This is a genomic window from Arthrobacter cryoconiti, from assembly GCF_020905375.1.
GTDB lineage: Bacteria > Actinomycetota > Actinomycetes > Actinomycetales > Micrococcaceae > Specibacter > Specibacter cryoconiti.
The window spans coordinates 184,151-209,262 of sequence record NZ_JAJJBU010000003.1; the positions used below are offsets into that span (position 1 = coordinate 184,151).

The 25,112-nt window shown below is 58.6% G+C and carries 22 protein-coding genes and 1 tRNA gene; 20 read left to right on the forward strand and 3 right to left on the reverse strand.

The window, feature by feature from the left end; translation table 11 throughout:
- Positions 1-8: 8 nt before the first annotated feature.
- From LOH53_RS01085 to LOH53_RS01170, 18 genes are all read left to right on the forward strand, one after another.
- Positions 9-1,124, forward strand: coding sequence for a BMP family lipoprotein (locus tag LOH53_RS01085; protein WP_230065871.1), 1,116 nt, complete (start codon positions 9-11; stop codon positions 1,122-1,124).
- A 123-nt stretch (positions 1,125-1,247) separates the two neighbouring features.
- Entirely contained in the window at positions 1,248-2,804 is a 1,557-nt protein-coding gene (locus tag LOH53_RS01090; RefSeq protein WP_230065872.1) for an ABC transporter ATP-binding protein, read from the forward strand.
- On the forward strand, positions 2,801-4,012 hold the full coding sequence (locus LOH53_RS01095) for an ABC transporter permease (RefSeq protein ID WP_230065873.1): 1,212 nt from the start codon (positions 2,801-2,803) through the stop codon (positions 4,010-4,012). Before LOH53_RS01090 ends, LOH53_RS01095 begins: the two co-directional genes overlap by 4 nt.
- Complete coding sequence (locus LOH53_RS01100; protein ID WP_230065874.1) at positions 4,009-5,304, forward strand: ABC transporter permease; 1,296 nt, start codon at positions 4,009-4,011, stop codon at positions 5,302-5,304. Before LOH53_RS01095 ends, LOH53_RS01100 begins: the two co-directional genes overlap by 4 nt.
- A gap of 8 nt (positions 5,305-5,312) precedes the next feature.
- Positions 5,313-5,711: a cytidine deaminase gene (locus LOH53_RS01105; RefSeq protein WP_376991928.1), complete on the forward strand. Its 399-nt coding sequence runs from the start codon at positions 5,313-5,315 to the stop codon at positions 5,709-5,711.
- A complete protein-coding gene (locus LOH53_RS01110) occupies positions 5,708-7,024 on the forward strand; it encodes a thymidine phosphorylase (protein ID WP_230065875.1) in 1,317 nt (438 codons plus the stop codon). The genes LOH53_RS01105 and LOH53_RS01110 overlap by 4 nt, the downstream gene beginning before the upstream one ends.
- 209 nt (positions 7,025-7,233) lie before the next feature.
- Positions 7,234-8,100 (forward strand): DedA family protein, encoded by an 867-nt coding sequence (locus LOH53_RS01115; protein ID WP_230065876.1) that lies wholly within the window; start codon positions 7,234-7,236, stop codon positions 8,098-8,100.
- Positions 8,101-8,133: 33 nt separating this feature from the next.
- Positions 8,134-9,363 (forward strand): adenosine deaminase, encoded by a 1,230-nt coding sequence (locus LOH53_RS01120; protein ID WP_230065877.1) that lies wholly within the window; start codon positions 8,134-8,136, stop codon positions 9,361-9,363.
- Complete coding sequence (locus LOH53_RS01125; RefSeq protein WP_230065878.1) at positions 9,350-10,042, forward strand: MazG nucleotide pyrophosphohydrolase domain-containing protein; 693 nt, start codon at positions 9,350-9,352, stop codon at positions 10,040-10,042. The genes LOH53_RS01120 and LOH53_RS01125 overlap by 14 nt, the downstream gene beginning before the upstream one ends.
- A 209-nt stretch (positions 10,043-10,251) precedes the next feature.
- A complete protein-coding gene (gene eno, locus LOH53_RS01130) occupies positions 10,252-11,532 on the forward strand; it encodes a phosphopyruvate hydratase (RefSeq protein WP_230065879.1) in 1,281 nt (426 codons plus the stop codon).
- 132 nt (positions 11,533-11,664) lie between these two features.
- Positions 11,665-12,480: an FtsB family cell division protein gene (locus tag LOH53_RS01135; RefSeq protein WP_230065880.1), complete on the forward strand. Its 816-nt coding sequence runs from the start codon at positions 11,665-11,667 to the stop codon at positions 12,478-12,480.
- Positions 12,481-12,672: 192 nt separating this feature from the next.
- The gene (locus tag LOH53_RS01140) at positions 12,673-13,299 is read left to right on the forward strand and encodes a DUF501 domain-containing protein (RefSeq protein ID WP_230065881.1); all 627 of its coding nucleotides are present in this window, start codon (positions 12,673-12,675) and stop codon (positions 13,297-13,299) included.
- A gap of 92 nt (positions 13,300-13,391) precedes the next feature.
- On the forward strand, positions 13,392-14,366 hold the full coding sequence (locus LOH53_RS01145) for a Ppx/GppA phosphatase family protein (protein ID WP_230065882.1): 975 nt from the start codon (positions 13,392-13,394) through the stop codon (positions 14,364-14,366).
- Between the two features lie 35 nt (positions 14,367-14,401).
- Positions 14,402-15,859 carry a S8 family serine peptidase gene (locus LOH53_RS01150; protein ID WP_230065883.1) on the forward strand — a complete coding sequence of 486 codons (1,458 nt, stop codon included), beginning with the start codon at positions 14,402-14,404 and terminating at the stop codon, positions 15,857-15,859.
- Between the two features lie 125 nt (positions 15,860-15,984).
- Positions 15,985-17,442 carry an NAD(P)/FAD-dependent oxidoreductase gene (locus LOH53_RS01155; RefSeq protein WP_230065884.1) on the forward strand — a complete coding sequence of 486 codons (1,458 nt, stop codon included), beginning with the start codon at positions 15,985-15,987 and terminating at the stop codon, positions 17,440-17,442.
- Positions 17,443-17,649: 207 nt separating this feature from the next.
- Entirely contained in the window at positions 17,650-18,156 is a 507-nt protein-coding gene (locus LOH53_RS01160) for a GNAT family N-acetyltransferase (RefSeq protein ID WP_230065885.1), read from the forward strand.
- Positions 18,157-18,262: 106 nt separating this feature from the next.
- Positions 18,263-18,335, forward strand: a tRNA-Leu gene (locus LOH53_RS01165).
- Between the two features lie 130 nt (positions 18,336-18,465).
- Positions 18,466-19,311: a Bax inhibitor-1/YccA family protein gene (locus LOH53_RS01170; RefSeq protein ID WP_230065886.1), complete on the forward strand. Its 846-nt coding sequence runs from the start codon at positions 18,466-18,468 to the stop codon at positions 19,309-19,311.
- Between the two features lie 242 nt (positions 19,312-19,553).
- Here LOH53_RS01170 and galK read toward each other — a convergent pair whose 3' ends face one another.
- The 3 genes from galK to LOH53_RS01185 are packed head-to-tail and all read right to left on the reverse strand — an operon-like array spanning position 19,554 to position 22,716.
- Complete coding sequence (galK, locus tag LOH53_RS01175; RefSeq protein WP_230065887.1) at positions 19,554-20,726, reverse strand: galactokinase; 1,173 nt, start codon at positions 20,724-20,726, stop codon at positions 19,554-19,556.
- Complete coding sequence (gene galT, locus LOH53_RS01180; RefSeq protein ID WP_230065888.1) at positions 20,723-21,847, reverse strand: galactose-1-phosphate uridylyltransferase; 1,125 nt, start codon at positions 21,845-21,847, stop codon at positions 20,723-20,725. The genes galK and galT overlap by 4 nt, the downstream gene beginning before the upstream one ends.
- A complete protein-coding gene (locus LOH53_RS01185) occupies positions 21,844-22,716 on the reverse strand; it encodes a DeoR/GlpR family DNA-binding transcription regulator (RefSeq protein ID WP_230065889.1) in 873 nt (290 codons plus the stop codon). Before LOH53_RS01185 ends, galT begins: the two co-directional genes overlap by 4 nt.
- An 81-nt stretch (positions 22,717-22,797) precedes the next feature.
- Here LOH53_RS01185 and LOH53_RS01190 point away from each other — a divergent pair, with 81 nt between their 5' ends.
- Complete coding sequence (locus LOH53_RS01190) at positions 22,798-23,727, forward strand: aldose 1-epimerase family protein (protein ID WP_230065890.1); 930 nt, start codon at positions 22,798-22,800, stop codon at positions 23,725-23,727.
- A 77-nt stretch (positions 23,728-23,804) separates the two neighbouring features.
- Positions 23,805-25,055, forward strand: a complete 1,251-nt coding sequence (locus LOH53_RS01195; protein ID WP_230065891.1) for an AI-2E family transporter — start codon at positions 23,805-23,807, stop codon at positions 25,053-25,055.
- Positions 25,056-25,112 lie beyond the last annotated feature (57 nt).

Consider the following 25,112-nt stretch of genomic DNA (forward strand, 5'->3'; position numbering starts at 1 on the left):
GAGGAATCTTGAAAAACAACATCACGGGCACGTTCAAACGCGGGGCTACCGTAGGTACGGTGACCCTGGGGGCAATGGCGCTCCTGCTCACAGGCTGTGGCCAGGCCCCGGCCCCCTCAGGTGGCAACGCCAGCGGAAACGCTGGTGCGGCGGATTACCTGGGTTGCATCGTCTCTGACTCCGGTGGATTCGATGACCAGTCCTTCAACCAGTCTTCCTACGAAGGCTTGAAGAAGACTGTCGCGGATACGGGTATCAAGATGAAGGAAGCCCAGTCCACCACCAAGGCTGACTTTGAGCCGAACCTGAACCAGATGACCAACGCCGGATGTAACTTGACGTTCACCGTCGGTTTCTTGCTGGCAGATGCTACCAAGAAGGTGGCTACAGCGGACCCCAAGTCGCACTTTGCCATCATTGACGACAGCTCGATCGATCTGCCCAACGTCAAGCCGATAGTTTATGACACGGCGCAGGCTGCCTTCTTAGCCGGCTACACGGCCGCTTCCGCTTCCAAGACGGGCAAGGTAGGCACGTTCGGTGGCATCAACATCCCCACAGTGACCGTCTTCATGGACGGTTTCGCTGAGGGCGTGGCTTACTACAACGAAAAAAACAGCAAGGACGTCAAGGTTAGCGGTTGGGACGTAGCATCCCAGCAGGGCGTGTTCACCAACACCTTCGACATCATCCAAGAAGGTACCAAGGCGACCAATAACCTCATCAATGATGGCGCAGACGTCATCATGCCCGTTGCCGGACCGCTTGGTAAGGGTGCCGGCGACGCGATCCTGGCAGCGAACAAGAACGGCAAGGACGTCAAGCTCGTATGGGTTGACTCCGACGGCTACTTGACGGCCCCCACCTACAAGTCCATCCTGCTGACCTCGGTTATCAAGACCATGGGTGACGCAGTAGAATCGATCGTCAAGGACGACCTGGCGGGCAAGTACTCCGCGACGCCGTACATTGGTACTTTGGCAAATGGTGGCGTTGCACTAGCACCGTTCCACGACTTGGATTCGGCCGTTAGCGCGGACACCAAGACTCAGCTAGAAACCATCAAGAAGGGCATCATCGACGGTTCCATCAAGGTGGAGTCGAAGTCCAGCCCCAAGAAGTAAATTTTTTCGAACTCTGATGCGCCGTACCGCCAGCCTTCGGGCTGGCGGTGCGGCGCACAGTCGGTTAGGCACAAGTGCGGAGCGCAAAATCCGCACACTATTTCCACAAGACGGGTTAAAACCTTGAAACTTGAACTCAAGGGCATCACCAAAAGCTTTGGTGCCCTCGTAGCTAACGACCACATTGACCTGGTGGTTGAATCGGGTGAGATTCACAGCCTCCTCGGCGAAAACGGCGCCGGCAAGTCCACGCTCATGAATGTTCTCTACGGGCTGTATGAACCCACTTTCGGTGAAATCCTCATTGACGATCAACCCGTAAAGTTCTCCGGCCCCGCCGACGCAATGGCGGCCGGAATCGGCATGGTGCACCAACACTTCATGTTGGTTCCTGTGTTCACTGTGGCAGAGAATGTGGCCCTTGGCGGCGAAAGCACCACGTTTGGCGGCATCTTGAATCTCAATGACACCCGGGCTAAGGTGCGTGAGGTTTCCGCCCGCTTTGGTTTCAATGTGGACCCCGACGCGCTCGTTGAAGATCTTCCAGTGGGAGTTCAACAGCGCGTGGAAATCATTAAGGCTCTAGTGCGTGAAGCCAAGATCTTGATTCTGGACGAGCCCACGGCTGTGCTGACGCCGCAAGAAACGGATGAGCTCATGGAGATCATGCGCCAGCTCAAAGCCAATGGGACCTCCATTGTGTTCATTTCGCACAAGCTGCGCGAGGTCAAAGCCATCTCGGACACCATCACGGTGATTCGTCGTGGCAAAGTGGTGGGTTCGGCCGAACCGGGTACCTCCACCACGGAACTGGCCTCTTTGATGGTGGGCCGCGCCGTTAACCTGACTTTGGACAAGGCCGCGGCCACGCCCGGGGACCTCACGTTCAAGGTCAGCAATCTGACCGTTATGAGCGACGCCGGGCAGAGGCTGTTGGACGATATCTCCTTCTCCGTGGCAGACGGCGAGATTCTTGCCGTGGCAGGTGTTCAGGGCAACGGGCAGACCGAGCTGACCGAGGCCGTTCTGGGACTTCATAAGCACATCAGTGGCTCCATCATGCTCGATGGCAATGAACTCGTTGGCCGCAGTGTGCGTCAGGTCCTCGACGCCGGCGTCGGCTTTGTGCCCGAGGACCGTCAGGATGACGGTCTGGTGGGCGAATTCTCCATTGCCGAAAACCTTGTTCTGGACCTGTACACCAAGGAACCCTATTCGCGGTGGGGGTCCATGAACCGGGCAGTCATCGGCAAGAACGCCGAGGAAAAGGTTGCGGAGTTCGATGTACGCACGCAATCCGCACAAGACGCAGCCGACACCCTCTCCGGCGGAAACCAGCAAAAAGTTGTGCTGGCCCGTGAACTTTCGCGGCCGCTGAAGCTATTCATCGCCTCTCAGCCCACCCGCGGTGTGGACGTGGGTTCGATCGAGTTCTTACACAAACGCATTGTGGCCGAGCGTGACGCCGGCACACCCGTCATCATTGTCTCCACCGAGCTCGATGAGATTTTGGAACTTGGGGACCGTATTGCTGTCCTTTTCGCTGGCAAGCTCATGGGCATTGTGCCCGGAAAATCCAGCCGCGAACTGCTGGGCCTGATGATGGCTGGCCTGCCTGCCAACGAAGCACAGGCACAGCTTGACGGCAACGCAGCAACCATGGAAGGAGAGCGCTCATGAGTCAACAGATCGAAACCGCTAAAACCCCCAGCCCGCCGGCGAAGGAGAGCGAAGGAACACACCTAGTTCGAGAGATCATGAGCGGCAATGCTGTGATCTCCGTGCTCGCCGTCGTCGTGGCCTTGGTCATTGGTGGCATTCTGATCGCTGTCACAGACCCCCGTGTCAGCGCAGCGTCCGGCTATTTCTTTGCCGATCCCATGGCCACGCTGTCCGCCATCTGGTCTTCAATTTCTGAAGCGTACGGTGCCTTATGGCGCGGGGCGACTTACGACCCCACAGCCCGCACTTGGCAAGGACAGTTGGGAATCTTTGAAACGTTGACCTTCGCCACACCACTTATTTTCTCCGGGCTAGCCGTCACCTTGGCATTTCGTGCCGGGCTGTTCAACATCGGAGCACAGGGACAGATCATTCTTGGCGCCACGTTTGCTGGTGCCGTAGGGTTCGGGATGCACTTGCCTCCCGTCGTGCACTTGCTAGTCGTTATTTTGGCTGGGGCGCTTGGTGGCGCTATTTGGGGTGGGATTGCTGGATTCCTGAAGGCAAAAACAGGTGCGCACGAGGTGATCGTGACGATCATGCTCAACTACATCGCCATCTCATTAGTGCTGTACCTGCTGAAAAATCAGCTCAAGGACCCTAACAGCAGCAACCCCATCAGCCCGCAGATGGATGCCAACGCCCTGTTCCCGCTCTTGTTGGGTCCCAACTTCCGTGTCCACGCAGGCCTGATTTTGGCTATCTTGGCGGTAATCGGTGTTGCGTGGCTCTTGAACCGTTCTACTCTTGGGTTTGAATACCGGGCCATCGGGGCAAATCCAAAAGCGGCCCGCACCGCCGGTATGCTCGTCTCCCGCGGATACATCACCGTCATGTTGATTTCCGGTGCACTAGCCGGGTTGGCTGGCGTGGCACAGATCGCTGGTACGGAGAAGTCTTTGGACTCTGAGATTGCCGGGAGCATTGGCTTTGACGCGATCACAGTAGCGCTGCTGGGCCGCTCCAAACCCTGGGGGACGTTCTTTGCCGCGCTGTTGTTTGGCGCGTTCAAGGCCGGCGGTACTTCCATGGCCGTCAATGCCGACGTTTCCATTGACATCGTTGCGGTGGTGCAGTCACTGATTGTGCTGTTCATTGCCGCCCCACCCTTGATTCGGTCCATTTTTAGAATCAAGGAATCCCGCCGTGAAGGAGTCAGCGCATGAGCGTCACAGCAAAGCTTTCGCCGTCTATTGCGGCGGACCGTGTTGCCATACGTAGCTGGCGCACGCCCATTATGTTTGGCGTACTGGCAGTATTTGCCGTCGTCGTCTTCGTCCTGTTGGGCCCTGACGGGCATGCAACTTTCCGTCTCTCCCAAGACGGTGATGCCTGGCAGGTGCCCAATCTAGTGGTTCCGGCCAAAATATTTGGCATCGTCGTAGCCGTTGGAGCTCTGGCGTTGGCTGCCCGGTCTTACCAGCAGATGAAAAATGAGGGACGTATTTCCAAATGGGTGACGATGACGTTTGCGGTGCTTTTCGTCATGGGTTTGTTGGTGTGGATCATCGGCGGTACAAATACGCAGAACATCACGTTGGTAGGTCTGTTTACCGGCGCCATGCTGATCACCACTCCGCTGGTGTTCGGTTCGTTATCGGGTGTGCTGTGTGAGCGATCCGGTGTTGTCAACATCGCCATTGAGGGCCAGCTGTTGGCTGGCGCTTTCACGGCATCACTGGTCTCCTCCATCACACACAACGCGTTTGCCGGCCTATTTGCGGCCGCCGTCGCTGGTATGTTCGTCTCCTTCTTGCTGGCGGTCTTCAGCATCAAGTACGTGGTCAACCAGATCATCGTGGGAGTGGTCTTGAACGTGTTGATTTCCGGACTTACGGGCTTCCTGTTTGAAAAAATCATGAAGACCAAGGTCGACGGCGTTACGATTTTCAACCAGCCGACCCAACTGCCCAACCTGCCCATTCCAGTGCTCTCTGAGATCCCCGTGATCGGTCCGACTCTGTTCCGCCAGTCCATCATCGGCTACTTCATGCTGGTATTGATCGTTGTCATCTGGTTCGGGCTTTTCCGCACACGGTGGGGCTTGCGAATCCGGGCCGTGGGCGAGCACCCCAAGGCTGCCGACACTGTGGGTATCAACGTCAACCGGACTCGTTTTCTGAACGTGATCGCTGGCGGTGCAGTGGCTGGCGTGGGAGGTGCCTACTTCACTTTGGTGGCCGTGAGCAGTTTCAGCAAGGATATGACCGGCGGACTGGGCTTCATCGCCTTGGCAGCCCTGATCTTTGGACGTTGGAACCCGATTGGTGCGGCTCTGGCAGCTTTGCTGTTCGGTGTGGCAGGAAACTTGCAGAGCATCTTGTCTTTGGCCGGTACGCCGATCGATGGACAGTTCCTGGCCATGTTGCCTTATGCGCTGACGATCCTGGCGGTATCCGGTTTTGTTGGTAAATCCAGGGCGCCAGCCGCCGACGGTGAACCGTACATCAAGGGATAGGAAGTCTGTTGGAAAGCATTGATTGGGACGTCCTGCACGCTGCCGCCACGGCCGCGATGACTAACGCCTATGTACCTTACTCAAAGTTCCCGGTAGGGGCCGCTGCATTGCTCACCGATGGGCGGGTTGTGAGTGGCTGCAACGTGGAAAACGCCAGCTATGGGCTGACCTTGTGCGCCGAGTGCACCATGGTAGGAGCCATGGCCATGGGTGGCGGTGGGCGGATCCGCGCGTTTTACTGCGTCGATGCGGCTGGTTCCGTGCTGATGCCGTGCGGACGCTGCCGCCAACTGCTCTATGAGTTCCGTTCTGAAGAAATGGTCCTGATGACCAGCCACGGAATCAAAACCATAAATGATGTACTACCCGACGCCTTTGGTCCCGAAAATCTGGAGAAAAACCCATGAGTGGCTTTAGCGAGCGAGCCTTCGACGCCGTAGATATCATTGCGACCAAGCGTGATCGCGGAACGCTCAGCGCAGCACAAATTGCTTGGACGATCGATGCGTACACGCGAGGAATAATCGCTGACGAGCAGATGGCGGCCCTGAACATGGCGATCTTGCTCAATGGGATGGACCGGGCTGAGATCTCGCAGTGGACGACAGCCATGATTACCTCGGGGGAGCGGATGGACTTCTCCACTTTGCGAACCCCGGCAGGCGCGCCCATGGCTACCAGTGACAAGCACTCCACCGGCGGGGTTGGGGATAAAATCACGCTCCCGTTGGCTCCCCTCGTGGCCGTTTTTGGTGTCGCCGTACCCCAGCTTTCCGGTCGCGGGCTAGGCCATACCGGTGGCACATTGGACAAGCTCGAGTCCATTCCTGGGTGGCGTGCTGATCTCAGCAATGAAGCAATGATGCGCCAGCTCTCCGAGGTCGGCGCAGTTATTTGTGCCGCTGGCGCGGGCCTGGCGCCGGCTGATAAAAAGCTCTATGCCTTGCGCGATGTCACCGGCACTGTGGAGTCGATCGCGCTGATCGCCTCCTCCATCATGAGCAAGAAGATCGCCGAAGGCACCGGAGCATTAGTGCTGGATGTCAAAGTGGGCTCCGGTGCGTTTATGAAGAGTGTGGACATGGCCAGGGAATTGGCGCAGACCATGGTGGATCTGGGCAAGGACGCTGGGGTCAACACCGTTGCACTGCTGACGGATATGTCCACCCCATTGGGCCTGACGGCGGGGAACGCCATCGAGGTTCAAGAGTCGGTGGAGGTGCTGGCCGGAGGTGGCCCGAGCGACGTCGTCGAACTGACCGTGAAGCTTGCGCAGGAGATGCTCGTGTGCGCTGGCGTTCACGACGCCGACCCGGCCGCCGCGCTCAAGGATGGCAGGGCGATGGATGTGTGGCGGCGGATGATTCGCGCCCAGGGTGGAGACCCTGAGGCCACATTGCCGGTGGCACGGGAATCCGAGACCATCTACGCGGCGAAGGACGGCGTGCTGGTCGAACTGGATGCTCTGAGTGTGGGAATAGCCGCTTGGCGTTTGGGCGCCGGGAGGGCACGCAAGGAAGACGTGGTCCAGGCCGGGGCTGGGGTGCGTATGCACGCCAAACCGGGTGCCGTAGTGCGGGCCGGCGATCCACTGATGACGCTGCTAACGGATACCCCGGAACAGTTTGAGCGGGCCCGGGAAGCACTTGAGGGAGCCGTGCGGATTGCTCCACAGGGCTCCGCGCAGGGGAAGAAGCTCATCATTGACCGTATCTGCTAGCAACGCTCGGTTACTTTAGGGGCACTTTTGCACAACGCTCCCGCACCGAGCGTCGGTGAAATGGACCTAAAAGTCACCATAAGTATGGTGGGCTCATCCCATAGGTGGAGTAGCGCAGTGAAATGTCGGCCGCAAGGCGGATACCGACATGCGGGCCAGCGTGGGAAACTAATGAGTGACACCCCGCCAGAGGAGAGGAACCATCCCCGGTGGATTTTTTACACATCATCGATCAGATCAATGTCGGTATTGCCCATTCGTCAGCACAGTGGTGGATCATCCCACTGGTTGCTCTGTTTTGCCTGATCGACGGTTTCTTCCTGTTCCTGCCGAGTGAGACGGCCATTGTGGCGCTGTCTTCCATCTCTGCGCGCACAGGGTCCCCCAATATTTGGCTGCTGATTATGGGCGCCTCGATTGGCGCCATCATAGGCGATAACATTGCCTATTTTCTTGGCAGGAAACTTGGCACTGACAGATTCAAATGGATGCGCAAGCCAAAGGGTGCCAAGGCATTCGCCTGGGCGGGACGTGAGCTGGAAAAGCGCGGTGCCATCTTGATTTTCACTGCCCGCTACATCCCCGTGGGCAGAGTTGCGGTGAACTTCACAGCGGGGGCCACACATTTCCCTTGGCGACGATTCGTTGTCCTGGACGGGATAGCCGTAGTGACTTGGGCCGGCTATTCGGTGGCGATTGGCACCTTTGCGGGCCGATGGGTGCACCATAACCCGCTTCTGGGTGTCGGGATTGCCATTGCTTTTGCCATTGTGATCGGCTTCCTGGTGGACCACGCTATGAAGATTCTGCACCACCACTTGGAAAAGCGCGGAAAACTAGAACCGCGCCCGGAACCAGGTTTGAAGGCTGCCCAGCTCGCTGCAGAGGCCAGAAGGCGGGCGGCCGAACACGCGAACCATACCGGAGATGCGAGCCATTTTGGACACGCTGATACCGCTGTTCCCTCGGAGCAGCCAGATCACGCCGCTGAAACTACGCAGCTTCTGCAAGAAGCAGATGACTCGGCGCTTCCACCCAGCGATACGCCCATAGCGCACGGCACAGCCAAGAACTAGCGTAGGAACGCCCTGCTCCCTAGAGTGGAGCTTGTGACTAACCTAACGAAGGACCAATACACCGATTTCACTCCGGCAATTGGCATTAAAAATCTGCCGAAGGTCTCCTTGCACGACCACCTTGACGGAGGCCTGCGTCCGACAACCATCATTGAGCTGGCAGCGCAGATCGGCCATGAATTGCCAGCCACCGATCCTGATGAACTGCGCGCGTGGTTCCTAGATTCGGCGGATTCGGGCTCACTTGGGCGTTACCTGGAAACCTTTGAGCACACGGTTGCCGTGATGCAGACCCATGACGCTTTGGTACGGGTGGCTCGGGAATTTGTTGAAGACCTAGCCGATGACGGCGTGGTGTACGGCGAGGTGCGTTGGGCGCCGGAGCAGCACCTCACGGCCGGACTCTCTCTTGATGACGCCGTTGAAGCCATCCAGGAAGGCCTTGAGGCCGGAATGGACGACGTCGACGAGGCCGGCGGCTACATTGAGGTCAGCCAGATTCTCACAGCCATGCGCCATACGGACAATGGCGCCGAAATCGCACAGCTTGCCGTCCGTCATCGTGACAACGGTGTGGTGGGCTTCGACATTGCCGGAGCAGAAGAGGGCTTCCTGCCCTCGCGTTTCACTGAGGCGTTTACGTTTTTGGCAGAAAACAATTTCCCTACCACCGTCCATGCCGGAGAGGCCGCCGGACTTGAAAGCATCCAGGATGCGCTGGTTCACGGCCGTGCGCTTCGCCTGGGTCATGGGGTGCAGATCGCCGCGGACATCCACCTAGACGTTGCGCAGGAGGACGGGCACGACGTCGGAACTCTTACCTTGGGGGACCTGGCGCAGTGGGTGCGTGACCGGGAGATTCCGCTGGAACTGTGCCCATCGTCGAATCTTCAGACAGGTGCGATCGCCGCATTCGGCACCACGATTTCCGAGCACCCGATTGACCTGTTGCACCAGCTTGGTTTCAATGTCACCGTCAACACGGATAACCGACTCATGAGCGGTGTGACTCTCACCGGAGAGCTGGAACTACTCGCGGACACGTTCGGTTACGGACTTGAGACGATTCTGGAGCTTCAGCTCAACGCCGTGCATGCTGCCTTCTTGCCGATCGAGGCGCGCGAGCAGTTGGCCGATTACATCATCGAGTGCTTCGAGGACGTTATGGATGATCAAGAGGCCAGCGAGCTCGACGACTCCGACGACTCCGACGACTCTGATGACGAAGCTGGCAGTGCAGATGAGGACAATGCCGGGAGCTAACCTGGCCGACGGCGGCGCCCTTGAGCCAGTCGAAACTGGGGGAGCCGCCGTCGAACGCCTCGCTGAGGTCATCGCCGCACTGCGTGAACACTGTGCGTGGACTGCGGCTTTGACGCACGAGTCGCTGATCAGCTATCTCCTTGAAGAGGCCCATGAGCTGACCGGAGTCGTCGAGGCGCCTGGCCCACTGGACACGGCAGAACTGGTGGGGGAGCTAGGGGATGTTTTGTATCAGGTCATGCTCCACGCACTGTTGGCGCAAGAAGCTGGCGCCTTCACACTCGCCGACGTCGCACAGACCCTGCATGCAAAGCTGATCCGACGCAACCCGCATGTTTTTCATCCAGACGGCACACTGGCAGACCATTTTCCGGACAGCATCGCCGAAATTGAGCGGAGCTATGAGGCAGCAAAATCTGCTGAGCCGGCAGCTGCCATGGGTACCTTTGGCTCGATCCCTCCCACGCTGCCAGCGCTCTCGTTGGCGGCGAAGACTCTTGACCGGCTCTGGGGTCGCGGGGTGGAACAACCCCTGCCAGCCGGTCATCCGCAGACTGAAGAAGAGTTGGGAAAGGTGCTTTTCGACGTCGTTCGGGGAGCCCGCACCCAAGGTCTAGATGCCGAACGCGCCTTGCGCGCGGAGGTACGCCGCGTCCAAAACGGTTCGGGGACCGCCTAGCGACCGGGCGAGAATAAAGAGAATAACAAGGCACAGTCAGCTAACCGTTGCGGGCCGCTGGTGCATCATCGGTGCAAGTTCATGCAAACTTGCCCTACCCGCGCAAGTTCCGGACGTAGCAATGAGCATCCCGTCAGCGGAACCCGTTAGGATTGTGCCGACAGCGAGGTCGACTTTTATCCGCTCGAAGCTCAAAAAAGGAGCAATACGTGGCACTTATTGAAGCCATTCACGCACGCGAAATCTTGGATTCCCGGGGGAACCCAACCGTTGAGGTTGAGGTCCTCCTAGCTGACGGTTCCGTAGGCCGCGCAGGCGTCCCTTCCGGAGCCTCCACCGGAGCCTTTGAGGCAGTGGAGCGTCGGGACGGTGACAAATCCCGATACCAGGGCAAGGGAGTTTTGCAGGCAGTGGAAGCTGTCCTTGAAGCTATCGCCCCGGAGATCGAGGGAATCGATGCCACTGAGCAGCGCCTGATCGACTCCATGATGCTGGAATTGGATGGCACACCCAACAAGGCGAAACTGGGAGCAAACGCCATTTTGGGTGTCTCTCTGGCCGTTGCCAGTGCTGCTGCCGTCTCTGCAGACTTGCCGCTGTACCGCTACTTGGGTGGTCCGAATGCCCACGTTTTGCCGGTTCCGCTGATGAATATCCTCAACGGCGGCTCCCACGCTGACTCCGACGTCGACATCCAAGAATTCATGGTCGTCCCGTTGGGTGCCTCCACGTTCTCTGAGGGTCTGCGTTGGGGCGTTGAGGTCTATCACAACCTCAAAGCTGTGCTTGCGGAAAAGGGTCTTTCTACCGGTCTTGGCGACGAAGGCGGCTTCGCGCCGAATCTGCCCTCCAACCGAGCAGCGCTGGATCTGATCCTAGAAGCCATCAAGCGTGCCGGCTACGAGCCGGGCAAGGACGTGGCTTTGGCACTGGACGTTGCCTCCTCCGAGTTCTTCAAGGACGGCGCTTACCAGTTCGAAGGAAAAGCTCTTTCTGCGGCTCAGATGAGTGCCTACTACACCGAACTCGTCGCCGACTACCCGCTCGTCTCCATTGAGGATCCTTTAGACGAAGACGATTGGGAGGGCTGGAAGACCTTAACAGATGCACTGGGTGACAAGGTTCAGATCGTCGGCGATGATTTGTTCGTGACCAACCCCGAGCGTCTTTCCCGTGGCATCGAATCAAAGACTGCCAACTCACTGCTCGTGAAGGTGAACCAGATCGGTACACTGACCGAGACCTTGGACGCCGTCTCCATGGCCCAACGCGCCGGCTACACCACCATCACCTCGCACCGCTCTGGCGAGACTGAGGACACCACCATCGCTGACATCTGCGTGGCAACTAATGCCGGTCAGATCAAGACGGGAGCCCCGGCACGCTCGGAGCGCGTGGCCAAATACAACCAGCTCTTGCGCATCGAAGAAGACCTTGAAGATGCAGCACGCTATGCCGGACGCAGCGCTTTCCCGCGTTTCCAAGGCTAATCAGCGCGCCATTGGTGCCGAAGGGACCGGCGACTGGCTAAGGTGGAATACACCAAAGTCCGTTGTCGGTCCTTTCGGCGTTAGTTACGTCTTTTGGCTTCCAACGGCAGTAGCAGAGGTATCAGGAGAGTCATGGCAACGCGTCGTCCCAAAGTGCCACACGCACAGCACAACTCCGGGACTAAGACCGAGCCGGCTCCGCTTACCGTGGACACGCAAGATGGTACGGCTCCAACCCGCCAGCGCAAAGAACATCGCGTGCCTGTCTCATCAGCGGAAACAGCCCGCGGCCATGGAAAATCGCAGAACGCCCGAAGTGGCCAGGCGCGTCCTGGGGGCAGCACCAAGAACAATGGCACAGGCCCGGGAAAGAGTGAAGGGGTTATCCGTTCGGATAACGACGGCGTGGTTCCGGCCCGCACGTTCAACGGTCGTCTAGTGGTTATTGGCGTGGCCATGGCAACACTCACGCTGATTCTGGCACCCAATGTGCACACGTTCTTGGAGCAACGCGCCGAAATTTCTGCCTTGCAGGCGGACATTGCCGCCAAAACAAGTCAGCAGAGCACGTTTAAAACCGAGCTCGCTCGCTGGGATGACCCCGAATACGTCAAGCAGCAAGCCCGCGACCGTGTCAGTATGTTGCTGCCCGGGGAGACGGGCTACTGGGTGTATGGGGCCAACGCGAGTACGTCCGACGCCGGAAAGACGGCCGCAGCTGGGAATCCAGGATCGGTTGACTTATCTGCCAACAATGCCACCACAGTCACCGATAAACCATGGGTGGACGGACTGTGGCAATCAATCCAGAAGTCCGCCGACCCACAAGTCGCACCCGCCCCGGCTGACAAGACACCCGCTGTGCCAGCGCCCGCAGAGCAGCCTCCCGCAGAGCAGCCTCCCGCAGAGCAGCCTCCCGCAGTGCAGGCTCCCGCCGCTGGCAACTAAATCCATTGACGGACCCTGTCGCGGAAATGGGGCGAAGCCGGCTTCACGGTGAATTATTGAGTTAGCACCCAGTGCGGATCAGGCACTGTAAAATAGATGATTGAACCCAAGGTGCCTGCGCCTTGCAACCGTAATCGTACCGTTCACCGGAGGGACCGGAGCGGTATCGCGAAAAACCAAGGAAGGCCGTCGGTGCCAGCATCAACCAGCCCCGCGACAAGCGGACGCACCCCCACCCAACACGACCTGGATACTCTCAGCCGTCAGCTCAACCGTCCTGTACGCGACGTAGTCGAAATCCCCGCGCGTTGTGTCTGCGGGAATCCGCTCGTGGCGGCTACAGCCCCGCGGCTAAGTAACGGAATTCCCTTTCCCACAACGTTTTACCTGACACACCCGGTCATCACGGCAGCCGCATCCCGATTGGAAGCTGCTGGTCTGATGAACGAAATGAGTGAGCGGCTGACCACCGATGCGGCACTAGCCAGCGCTTATCAAGGATCCCACGAGGCCTATATTCGTGCCCGCGCCGAGATCGGGGAACGCTCTGGAACGGGACCAGTGCCCGAAATTGACGGTGTCTCCGCTGGTGGCATGCCCACCCGTGTGAAGTGTCTGCACGCCCTCGTCGGTCACGCACTTTCTGCCGGACCTGGCGTGAACCCATTGGGAGACGAGACGATTGCGGCCTTGGCTCCATGGTGGACGCCGGACGTATGCCATTGTGCTGGCGCGTGGGATGATTTTGCCCCGGTTCCCCATAAAGACCTCAGCCGCCACGTCAAGCATCTGAACCAAGCGTCTGAATCCAGCATCTGAACTAGGCTGGAGGAGTGCTCGTTGCGAGTCTGCCCACCAGTGGGTCTTCTTTTCGCTCTGCCAAAACCACCCCGTACCAGAAAGGCTTGACCATGCGCGTAGCCGCCATTGATTGCGGGACTAACTCAATCCGTCTGCTCATCGCAGATGTATCCAATTCCGCCGCGGGTGTGGCCACATTGACGGATGTTCACCGTGAAATGCGGGTGGTGCGATTAGGGCAAGGCGTCGATGCCACCGGCATGCTCGCTCCGGAAGCCTTGGCACGGACTTTTGCGGCAGCAGAGGATTACGCTGCGCTGATACGAGACTGCGCGCTGGACGGTACAGCCGTGGAGCGCATCAGGTTTGTTGCCACAAGCGCAACGCGCGACGCCGGTAACCGGGATGTGTTCGTTGCGGGCATCAAGGCCCGCCTTGGTGTGGAACCTGAAGTGGCCACCGGGGATCAAGAAGCCGCATTGTCCTTTACCGGAGCCACAAGTGTACTGCCCGCACTTGAAAACGAACTTGTCCTGGTCGTTGACCTAGGCGGTGGCAGCACCGAGTTCGTGGTGGGAAACGCCCACGGTGTGCAGGCTTCTGTGAGCACAGATATGGGCTGCGTACGATTCACCGAACGCTACCTGAAAAGCGACCCACCCACAGCCCTGGAAATCGCAACGGCAGAGGCTGCGGTGGAGGTCAAACTGGTCGAGGTACTTTCTACTGTGCCTCTCGCTAACGTGACGAAAGTAGTCGGGGTGGCTGGAACCGTCACGACCATCACAGCTCAGGCCTTGGGGCTTGAACGCTATGAGCCGGAGAAGATCCATGCCGCCGTCGTGCCCTTAGAAACTGCGGAAGCCGCAGCTAGCGCCCTACTGGGCATGAGTCGGGCAGAACGCGCCGAATTGGGCTTCATGCATCCGGGGCGTGTTGATGTCATTGGTGCCGGCTCACTGATCTGGCGCACCGTCTTACTGCGGCTCGCGGTGCTCACGGGAGGACGCATTGAATCGGAAACCACCAGTGAACACGATATTCTAGACGGAATCGCCCTTGGTACGGCTAGGGGAATCAGCTGACATTTTTTGGCCGCATCCACTGGAAACGAGTTTTTATGCCGGTATCGCCCCAGCCACTGCGCAGAAACCTGCGCAGATCGGCTGCCGCAGCGCTGGCGCTCGCCCTTTTTTCCGGGATAGCGTTAGCACCCGCTGCGTCCGCGGATGACATCCGCAACCGCGAATATTGGCTGGATCAATACGGCATCACGGCGGCTTGGGACACCTCCCAAGGTGAAGGTGTCAAGGTTGCCATCATCGACAGCGGTGTGGACTCCAGCCATAAGGATTTAGCCGGCGCGGTAGTCGGCGGGGTAGACATGTCCGGTTCCGGAAACGGAAACGGCACCAAGGGTGTCGGTTCCGAACCGGAGCACGGAACCCTTGTGGCGACTATGTTGGCTGGACGCGGACATACTGACCCCTCCTCCAGCCCAGTTGGCCCCTCAACGCCCCCTGGAGTGAAGGCCGGGGCTGGACCTGACGGAGTGGTGGGCGTTGCTCCCAAAGCAGAGCTGTTGAGTATCTCCGTCTGGCTCGGCAGCGAAAACCCGTCCGGGAAAACCGTGGACGATCAGATTCCTGCTGCCGTCAAATGGGCTGTGGACCACGGTGCAAGGGTCATCAACATGTCGCTGGGAAGCACTTCCACTGCCTGGCCGGAAAGTTGGGACGACGCATTTTCTTACGCTGAGTCCAAAGACGTCGTGATTGTAGCGGCCGCCGGAAACCGGGCCTCGGGAAGCGAGCAGGTGGGTGCTCCGGCGACCATTCCTGGTGTACTGGCAGTGGGTGGGCTGGATAAGAACGGTGCGGCCAGCAACGATTCTTCCTCACAGGGAATCAGCATTGGGGTCAGTGCTCCGGCCGAAGACTTGGCAGGCGGATTACCCGGAGGCGGTTACGCGCGGTGGAGCGGCACCAGTGGAGCCGCGCCGATCGTGGCAGGGGTCGCTGCGCTGATTAGATCAAAGTACCCGGACATGTCAGCAGCGCAGGTCATAAATAGAATTATTTCCTCCGCCAAGCCGAAGGGTGACGGCGTTCCCAACGCAATTTATGGCTATGGGCTTGTGGACGCAAACGCTGCGCTCACAGCTGACATCCCCGTCGTGGAGGCCAATCCTTTGGGTAGCATCGCCGATTGGATTCGTGTTCACCGCCGGGTGGCAGTATCCGCGCCCACGGCAGGCGCCACTGTCTCAGCAGAACCCGTGCCTGGTCCAACCGTCGCAGACCGGCCTGCCCCGCGCGCTGCGCGCGCGACTGAGCTTTCCGGCGCTGCGCCGACTGCGATTGTTTTTGGCTTTGGCGGACTCTTACTGCTCATCGTCGCGGCGGGCAGCACGCACTTACTTGTGGTGCGTCGAAAACTGAATATGCCTGGTTCCTCGAGTTCCACCGGCGTGGGTACCGCTGAGCCCATTGACTCAGATTCTGCTGAGCCTACCGACTTAGACACTGCGGACTCCAAGGACAGCTCGGTGCAGGTCAAAGGCAGCCACCAGCGCTGAGACGGGTTATAGCGGCGGCGGTGCCCGGCGTCGTACTGTGTCAAAAAAACGTGAGCTTGGGGTGCGTTACGCCATAGCGAGAAACGTATTAGTGAATATTTTCACAATCGTTGTATCATGGAGATATGGCACTCACACCCACATTTTCATCCCGTCCCCGCGTTCTGGTGGTTGGCGGCGGTTACGTTGGCCTCTACACTGCATTGAAACTTCAGAAGAAGATCGCCAAGTCCGGTGGCATTCTCACCCTGGTTGATCCGCTGCCGTACATGACGTACCAGCCGTTCCTTCCCGAAGTGGCCGGAGGCAATATTGAGCCCCGCCACGCGGTTGTTTCACACCGAAAGCACCTACAGGAAACTGAGCTGCTGCAGGGGTCAGTGACCAGCATTGACCACGCAAATCGCACAGCCATGGTCGCCCCGGCCGACGGCGGCGCACCGTTTGAACTGCCCTACCATGACGTAGTTCTGGCGGCAGGTGCCGTAACCCGCACGTTCCCCATCAAGGGCCTGGCGCAGTCCGGAATCGGACTCAAGTCCATCGAGGAGGCTGTCGCCCTGCGCGATCAGGTGCTCTCCCTTATTGAAGAAGCTGGCACCGAAAAAGATCCGGCGACCCGTAAGCGTGCGCTGACGTTTGTTGTAGTTGGTGGTGGTTTCGCAGGAATCGAAACCATCGCAGAGCTAGAGGACATGGCCCGTGCCGCAGTCAAGCTCAACCCGTTGGTGGACCAATCTGAACTGCGCTTTGTGCTCGTTGAAGCTATGGGACGCATCATGCCCGAAGTTACGCAGTCTCAAGCCCTCTGGGTTGTGGAGCACTTGCGCAGCCGTGGCGTTGAAGTCCTTCTTAATACGTCGTTGGACAACGCGGAAGAGCACAACCTCAAGCTCATCAACTTGCCCGATAAGTCTCTTGCTCAGCAGTTCGATGCAGATACTCTGATCTGGACCGCCGGTGTCATGGCGAACCCGATGGTTCGCTCCACAGACTTCCCGATCGAACCCCGTGGCCGCGTCTCCGTCAATACGAACCTGCAGATCACTGGCGAGTTCGGCGTCATCCCGAACGCCTGGGCTGCTGGCGACGTTGCAGCCGTGCCTGATGTTACCGGCGGCTTGCCCGACGGAACCTGTGTCCCTAATGCTCAGCACGCCCTGCGCCAAGCCAAACGCCTGGCCAAAAACCTGTGGGCCAGCCGTTTCAACAAGACGATGACCGGCTACAAGCACAAGAACTTGGGTGCGGTTGCCGGGTTTGGACAGTGGAAGGGTGTTGCCAAGATTATGGGCATCCAACTAAAGGGCGCACCGGCTTGGTTGGCGCACCGTGGCTACCATGGCCTGGCTATGCCGACAGTCGAACGCAAATACCGCGTCATCACTGACTGGTTTGTCGCCATGGTTGCTGGCCGCGACCTTTCCCAGCTGCTGAACTTGGACAACCCCCGCAAGACATTCGTCGAGGCTGCCACCCCGAAGCCGAAGCCCGCCGCTGCGGCTCCTGCGCAGGCGCCTGCGGAAGAAGCAAAAGCGCCAGAGTCAGCTGATGCTAAAGAAAAAGCGCCGGCTGCTAAGTAGTTCAAACTCGTAGTGTCAGTGCCTTAGCGTCGCTGAGTTTAGTGAGGCTGAGTTGAGTGGCACTGCCTCGACGTCTCACTGTGCGGCGGTGACCCTCCCACTGCGGGAGGATCGCCGTCGCACTTTATTGTGTACTTACCGCCTCCCCTGCGCGCATCCTCAAGGTAGTAGAGAAGGCGCGTCTGAGCTGCCCCATAGACTGGCCCCATGATCATTAGGCGCGAACGTGCTCCGGACCGGCCGGAGATCCAAGCCGTGATCGAGGCTGCGTTTTCGAGCAAAGTGGAAGCGCGGCTATTGCGTGAATTATTTGCCGCACGTGAATATCTGCCGGAGTACTCTTTGGTGGCTGAATCGGAGTCAGGCGAGATTCGCGGGTACGTCATCAGCACCCGTGGCCGGATCGGCACTGCGCCTGCATTGGGATTGGGGCCCATTGGTGTGCTGGAAAAATATCAGCGCCAAGGTATTGGAGCCATGCTGATAAATGCTACCGTCACGACCGCGAATGCGGCCGGGGAGAATGCCATAGTGCTCTTAGGGAGTGTGGATTATTTTCCGCGCCTTGGCTTCTTGCCGGCAGACTCCTTGGGTATTGCTTCACCGGATCGATCCTGGGGTTCGCACTTCATGGCGCTCCCGTTGTCCGGATACGGCGCTGATACACGCGGTCAGTTCCGCTATGCGGAACCTTTTAACCGTTTGTCAAAATAGTTTTGCGCGAATTTGCTGTCTCCACACTGAACACTGTGAGCTGGTTTATTTTGGGCGAGCATTATCCAGTAGTGTTAAGATCGCAATGCATTCGTAGATTTTTTACGCCCCAGTAGCCCAATGGCAGAGGCAGTGGACTTAAAATCCATTCAGTGTCGGTTCGAGTCCGACCTGGGGTACAAATTTTTTGCTTTTCATAGAGTCGTGCATCACGATACGGCTCCGCCGGGAACTTGTTGGCGTTCCTGCGCGTCTTACTTGGTAGACTTGAAACATAATTTACCCCCCTATTTCGGAGGAATCAGCGCCATGGCACTTGGTGGAAATCCGGTATTTGCCAATAACAAGAACTTCAAGGACGTGCCTGCTGGACAGCGCGGCTACGCCAATGGGGCCGCCACCATCGGTGCGCAGCAGACCCAGCTTTCCGCAGAGCAGCTTCAGCAGATGTACAGCAAGCCCTCAGCTACTGCTCAGCAGACTGGCCGGATGAGCTACGACGACGTCATCATGAAGACCGTGGGAACGTTGGCCATGGTCTTGGCCGGCGCCGCATTAGGCTGGATTTTCCCTATCCTGATGCTCCCGGGCATGATCGTCGGGCTCGTCCTGGGACTGGTCAACTCCTTCAAGAAGCAGCCTTCGCCAGCGTTGATCCTTTGCTACGCCGCATTTGAGGGAATGTTCCTCGGTGGTATCTCGCAGTTTCTCGAACAGGCTTACCCCGGGATTGTCGTTCAGGCAGTTCTTGGCACGCTCAGCGTGTTCGCAGTGACCTTGGTGCTGTTCCGCAATGCCAAGGTCCGCGCCACCCCGAAAATGACCCGGTTCTTCATCATCGCCTTGGCCGGGTATGCCTTGTTCTCTCTCATCAACTTGGGCTTGATGGTGTTCGGGGGAACGTCCAGTCCCTGGGGCATCAATAGCATGCACATCCCCGGCACCAATATTCCGTTCGGTTTAATCCTGGGCGTTTTTGCCATCGGCTTGGCCGCGTTCTCGCTGATTGTCGATTTCACGTCCATTGAGAAGGGTGTCCAGAACGGGCTCCCCGCAAAGTACTCATGGACAGCGGCCTTCGGGCTGACCGTCACCTTGGTCTGGCTCTATGTGGAGATCCTGCGCCTGCTAGCAATCCTGCGGGGCAACGACTAAGGCCAGCTGTCCCCGGTAAAAATCAACTCAGCACTCTCATATTTCAATAAAGCGTCCGCCCGGTCTTCGTAGGATCGGGCGGACGTTGCTGTTTCGTTCATCCGCTAACATCACGTGGTGCTCAGCGTCGCTATAGGTGGCAACGATCTGTCGCTCTCCGTGGATTCAATCCCTGCTCCTAGACGTTCTGCCGGTCCGGGACGAACCAGCTTCCCGGATCAGTTGCTTCAGTTGCTTCGGAGCTAAAGGATGCGGCGGGCTCCGGGACCGGGGGAGACGGTGAAGAAGTCCGGTGCTTGCCAGTTAGCCTTCGCAAACGCACGGTCGACGGCGTCGCGAACCTTTAGTTCTTCGGCTTCCGGGATGAGTGCGATCGCGCAGCCGCCAAAGCCGCCGCCCGTCATGCGCGCACCAAGGGCGCCATTCTCCAAGGCGGTGGCGACGGCTAGGTCCAGTTCGGCGCAGGAGATTTCAAAGTCATCGCGCATGGAGGAGTGGCTGGCGGTGAGAAGGGCACCAATCGCTGTGGGACCGGCGTCGTCCAGAACCACTACCGTGTCCAAAACTCGCTGATTCTCTGTGACAATGTGCCGCACCCGACGGTAGGTTACTGCGTCCAGGCGCAGAGCGGCCTCCGGCAACTGGGCCGCTGTGAGTTCACGCAGTGACGGGACGTCGAGCATTTGTGCACCCAGCTCGCAGGAAGCCCGCCGTTCGGCATAACCACCGGTCGCGTGGGCATGGGTGACTTTGGTGTCCACGACCAGAATCCGCAGAGCGGCACCGGAGAGATCCAAAGGAACCAAATGTGACTCGCGGGTGCGGCAATCCAAAAAAACGGCATGGCCGTCAGAGGCGAGCAAAGACGCCGATTGGTCCAAGATCCCGGTGGGAGCACCAACGACCTCATTCTCGGTGCGCTGGCCAATAAGTACCAGCTCCTTGGGCGAAAACTGGGCACCGTAAAGATCGTTAAGCGCTGTGGATACTGCGCACTCAATAGCTGCGGAGGAGGACAATCCAGCTCCTGACGGGACCGTGGAATGCAGATAGAGATCAAAACCGCCAACTTCCACGCCCATTTGGGCCAACACCCACACAACGCCGAGGGGATAAGCAGTCCACCCTGTCATGGTGCCGTGGGAGAGCGTGGAGATGTCAACTTCCACCATCTTTTTATCTCCGTAACTGGATATGAGCCGAGCGGTCTGGTCCGCACGCAGACGCACCGCCACCGTGGCCTCACGGTCAATGGCAAAAGGCAGCACGAACCCGTCGTTGTAGTCGGTATGCTCACCTATCAGGTTCACGCGGCCAGGAGCCACCCACACACCATCAGGGGGATAGCCAAACACTGTGGCGAAAGTGTCTGCCACGTTTTGTGCGCTGATGGGCTGGGTCGCGGATGCGTTCATAGTGCGTGGACTTTCGCGGTGGTGGGGACATTGAGGCCGCGCAGAACTGCTGCTGTTTGTTCGGGAGTTGTGTCATTGATGAAGGCGCCCATGGCTGCCTCTGACCCGGCCAGGAACTTTAGTTTGTCCGCTGCCCTGCGCGGTGAGGTCAATTGCAAATGTAGACGGCCCGCCGCACGCAGCGAAGGGACCAGAGGCGCCTGATGCCAGGCCGCAATGTAGGGCGTGGGGCTCTCATACAGGGCGTCCACACGGCGCAGCACATCAAGGTACATGACTGCCAGTTCGTCCCGTTCGGCGTCGTTCAGCGAGGCGAAATCAGGGACGTGGCGGTGTGGGGTTAGATGGATTTCAAGAGGCATGTGGGCGGCAAACGGAACATAGGCGCTAAAGTGTTCGCCTTGGGCTACCATTCGTTCACCCGATTTCACTTCGCTGGCAACAATGGAACCCAGAAGCGACTCGCGGCCGTCGTGCGCTTCATAGAACGCTTGTGCCGCATTAGCCATGACCGCGCTGCGGGGCGGAACATAGGAATACGCGTAAATCTGTCCGTGCGGATGATGAAGTGTCACTCCGATGTCCTGGCCGCGGTTTTCGAACGGGAACACTTGCTTGATGCCCGGTAGTGAGCTCAGGGCTTCTGTGCGGTGCGCCCAGGCATCAATTACTGTACGTGCGCGCTGGGGCGACAATCCGCCAAAGGACCCTGTGTGTTGGGAGGTGAAGGCCACTACTTCGCACCGGCCAAATGCCTTACCCGTACTTCCCCAGGCCGGGTGCTCGGGAGTTAGCCCCAAAGCGGGGCCCAAAGAAGGGAATCGGTTTTCAAAAACCGCTACGTCGTAGGCTGCGTCTGGGATTTCGGAAAGATTGGCGCCGGTGCTCGGACACAACGGGCACTGGTCTGCCGGGGGCAGATAGGTGCGGCTCTGCCGGTGCGCGGCGATGGCGACCCAGTCATTCGTGAGCGCATCGAAACGGAGTTCGCCGGTATCGGCATCCGAGCGGGGCTCCAAAGGACGGGTATCTGCGCCCGTGTGGTGGTGTGCCACAGGGCCTTCGTCAAAGTAGATCAGTTCCCGGCCGTCGGCCAAAAGAGTGCTGGTGGCGGTGGTCATGAGGACTTCCTGCTCTGTTTGGTGGGGGATTCGGGTATGGCAGGTGCCATCGTGAAGGTTGGCACCAGCGCCGCAAAAGCATCGCGCACGGCAGGCTCGAGACCGCCGTCGCTCAAAATGGTGTCCACTGCGGACAAAGGAGCGATCGTGGCGAGGGAGCGGACCCCAAACTTGCTGCTGTCCGCCAGCACCACCAATCGACTGGTTGATTCGATGAAGGCAGCGTTAGTTTCAGCTTCTAGGAGGTTCGGGCTACTCAGACCCCTTTTGGTATCCAGCCCGTGGACACCCATGAAACACATGTCTGTGTTGAGACTGTTAATGGCCAGGCGAGCAACGGGACCCACCAAAGCCTCCGACGGCGTCCGTTCTCCGCCCGTAACAATCACTTTGCAGTAGGAAGAACCGTGCCGCTGATAGAGCAGATCGGCAACCTTGAGCGAATTTGTCACAACCGTCAGGTTCTGAATTCGCTCTAGTTCCGCCGCGAGATGGACGGCAAACTGGTACGTTGTGGTGCCGCCTGTCAGCGCCAATGTCATGCCGGGCTGGACCAGGGCTACGCCCTGGATGGCGATAGAAATTTTGGCGTCCAGCTCCTTGTCCACATTGAGTAGAAAACCCGGTTCTAGGGCGCTAAGCCGGGCAAGCCGCATGGCGCCACCATGGATTTTACGTACCAGTCCACTGTGGTCCAGGGATTCGATGTCACGGCGGATAGTCATTTCGCTGACGTTCAAAACCGCGGCGACATCCACTACCCGGACGGCCTCATGGAGTTGGAGTTGTTTGAGAATACGTGCCTGGCGTTCAGGTGCCAGCATTGAGTCCCCGTCCTGTGCAGGAGAAAAACAAATAGTTTCAAACAAAATATTACATTATCGACTTAGTTTTCACAGAGCTAGTGACGAATTCGGAATATCCGGGCGGTCACGAGGTACCGTGGCTGCATGACTACACTCTCCGGAGAACGCTCCGCCGCCCCGGCCACGGGCCCTCAATACACTTTGCAGCGCGGGGGATCCCGGGCCGTCGTCGTCTCCTTGGCTGCGGGGCTTCGTGAGTATGTTCGCGATGGTGTGGAACTTGTGGAAAGCTACGGCGTTGGCTCAATCGCGCCCGGCGCGTCAGGCATCACTCTGGCACCCTTTGCCAACCGTATTGCTGATGGCCGCTGGATGCTCGACGGCGATCCCCAGCAGCTAGATATTACGGAAGTGGCTATGCACAATGCTATCCACGGATTGTTGCGTAATACCGGCTATACGGCACTTGAGTCCTCCTCGAGTCACGTGGTACTTGAAGCGCCCATTCACCCCCAGCATGGCTATCCGTTCCTGGCCCGCCACCGTGTCCATTACGAACTCACCGAAACAGGTGCGCTCCGGGTGCGACAAACGCTCATTAACGATTCCAGCCGCCTTGCCCCTTTCGTGCTCGGCGCACACCCGTATTTTCGATTGGGTAGCGCTGCGCCGCAGACGCTATCCGTCACCGTCAAAGCGGCCACTTATCTTGCCAGCGACGAACGTATGATCCCCACCCAGGCCCTTCCCGTGGATGGCCGCCACGACCTCCGCGAGGGCAGGCTATTAGGAGAGGGAGAGATGGATACGGCGTTCACGGATCTTCTCACTGACAACGGAGAAGCCCAGCACACGCTCTCCGCCCCCGACGGACGCAGTGTGTCGCTCTGGCATGACGGAAGTGTTTCTCATGTTCATGTGTTCATCACTTCGGCATTCCCCGGTAGGCCACTAGCGGTTGCCATGGAACCAATGACCGGACCGGCCAACGCTTTCAACTCCGGAGATGGCCTGCGGTGGCTGGAACCCGGAGCGGAATTTAGTATGAATTGGGGGATTGACGCCGTTCTCTAGCTACTGCGTGAGTTCCGCCCCTTCACAAAAATGGACGCCGGTTTACGTATTTTTGCTGGATAGGGAATTATTGGTCTATGACGCCCCTACAGCAACAACCAGAGCGCGATACCCACAGTGAAGACCCCACTGTCCCCTTTGCCCTGAAAGTTGCCGGCGACTGGGCTTGGCGCCTCGCCCTGGTCCTGATCGTGGGGGCCATGCTCATCTGGCTTCTGGGCAAGATCTCAATTCTGGTGATCCCTTTGATGGTCGCCACGCTTTTTGCCGCCCTATTACGCCCAGCGATGATGGGACTGCGCAAAATTGGTGTTCCCCGCGGTCTTTCCGTCGCCATCACGGAAGTTGGGCTTTTGGTTCTGGTGGTGGGTGGATTGTTCCTTGTGGGACGCCAGATGGTGAGCGGAATTGCCGAGCTCAGCAAACAGGCCGTCACTGGCCTAATCCAGATCCAGGCGTGGCTAACCACGGGACCGCTGTCGTTGAGCAACGACCAAATTGAGAATTATCTTCAAGACGCACTTGATGCCTTGCAAAATAATAGCTCTACCATTGCGAGTAAAGCACTGGGTATTGGTAGCGGATTTGGCCATTTCGCCGCCGGGCTGTTGCTGACTTTGTTCATTTTGATCTTCTTCTTGTTGGAAGGGGAGCGGATTTGGGCATTTTTGGTGCGGTTCTTTCCCCGACGCGCGCGGCCAGCCATTGATGGTGCCGGGCGTCGTGGATGGACCTCACTAGGAAGCTATGTTCGGGTCCAGATCCTGGTGGCAGCCGTGGACGCTGTAGGAATTGGTGCCGGTGCCGCCATCATCCAAGTTCCGCTGGCCCTGCCTCTGGGCGTACTGGTCTTTGTAGGATCATTTATCCCCGTGGTGGGTGCTCTTGTCACCGGAGCTGTGGCAGTCCTGCTGGCTCTGGTCGCTAACGGCTGGGTGAATGCGTTGATCATGCTGGCCATCGTGCTCGCTGTTCAGCAGCTTGAAAGTCACCTACTTCAGCCGTTCATTATGGGTCGGGCAGTCTCCTTGCACCCAGTTGCTGTGATTTTGGCTGTGGCCGCGGGGTCCAGCGTCTCAGGAATCCTTGGGGCCTTGTTTGCCGTGCCGCTTCTGGCTGTTGCGAACTCCAGCATCCGCTACATTGCCGAACGGGCCTGGGAGAGGGATCCTGCCCTCGCAGCGGAGTACGGCTACGTCACCGCAGAGATACCCGCGTCCATAGCGAGTGGTGGGCAAGGCCAAGGACCCGGCACGACGGCGTCCACGCTCACGGAGCAACAGCAAGATCCCGGCCGCAGCCCGGAGGAACCTGGCCCGATCCTCTAGATTCGTAAATCACATAGATTTTAAACGCACTGATCACCCTGAGAAAGAGATAAGCAC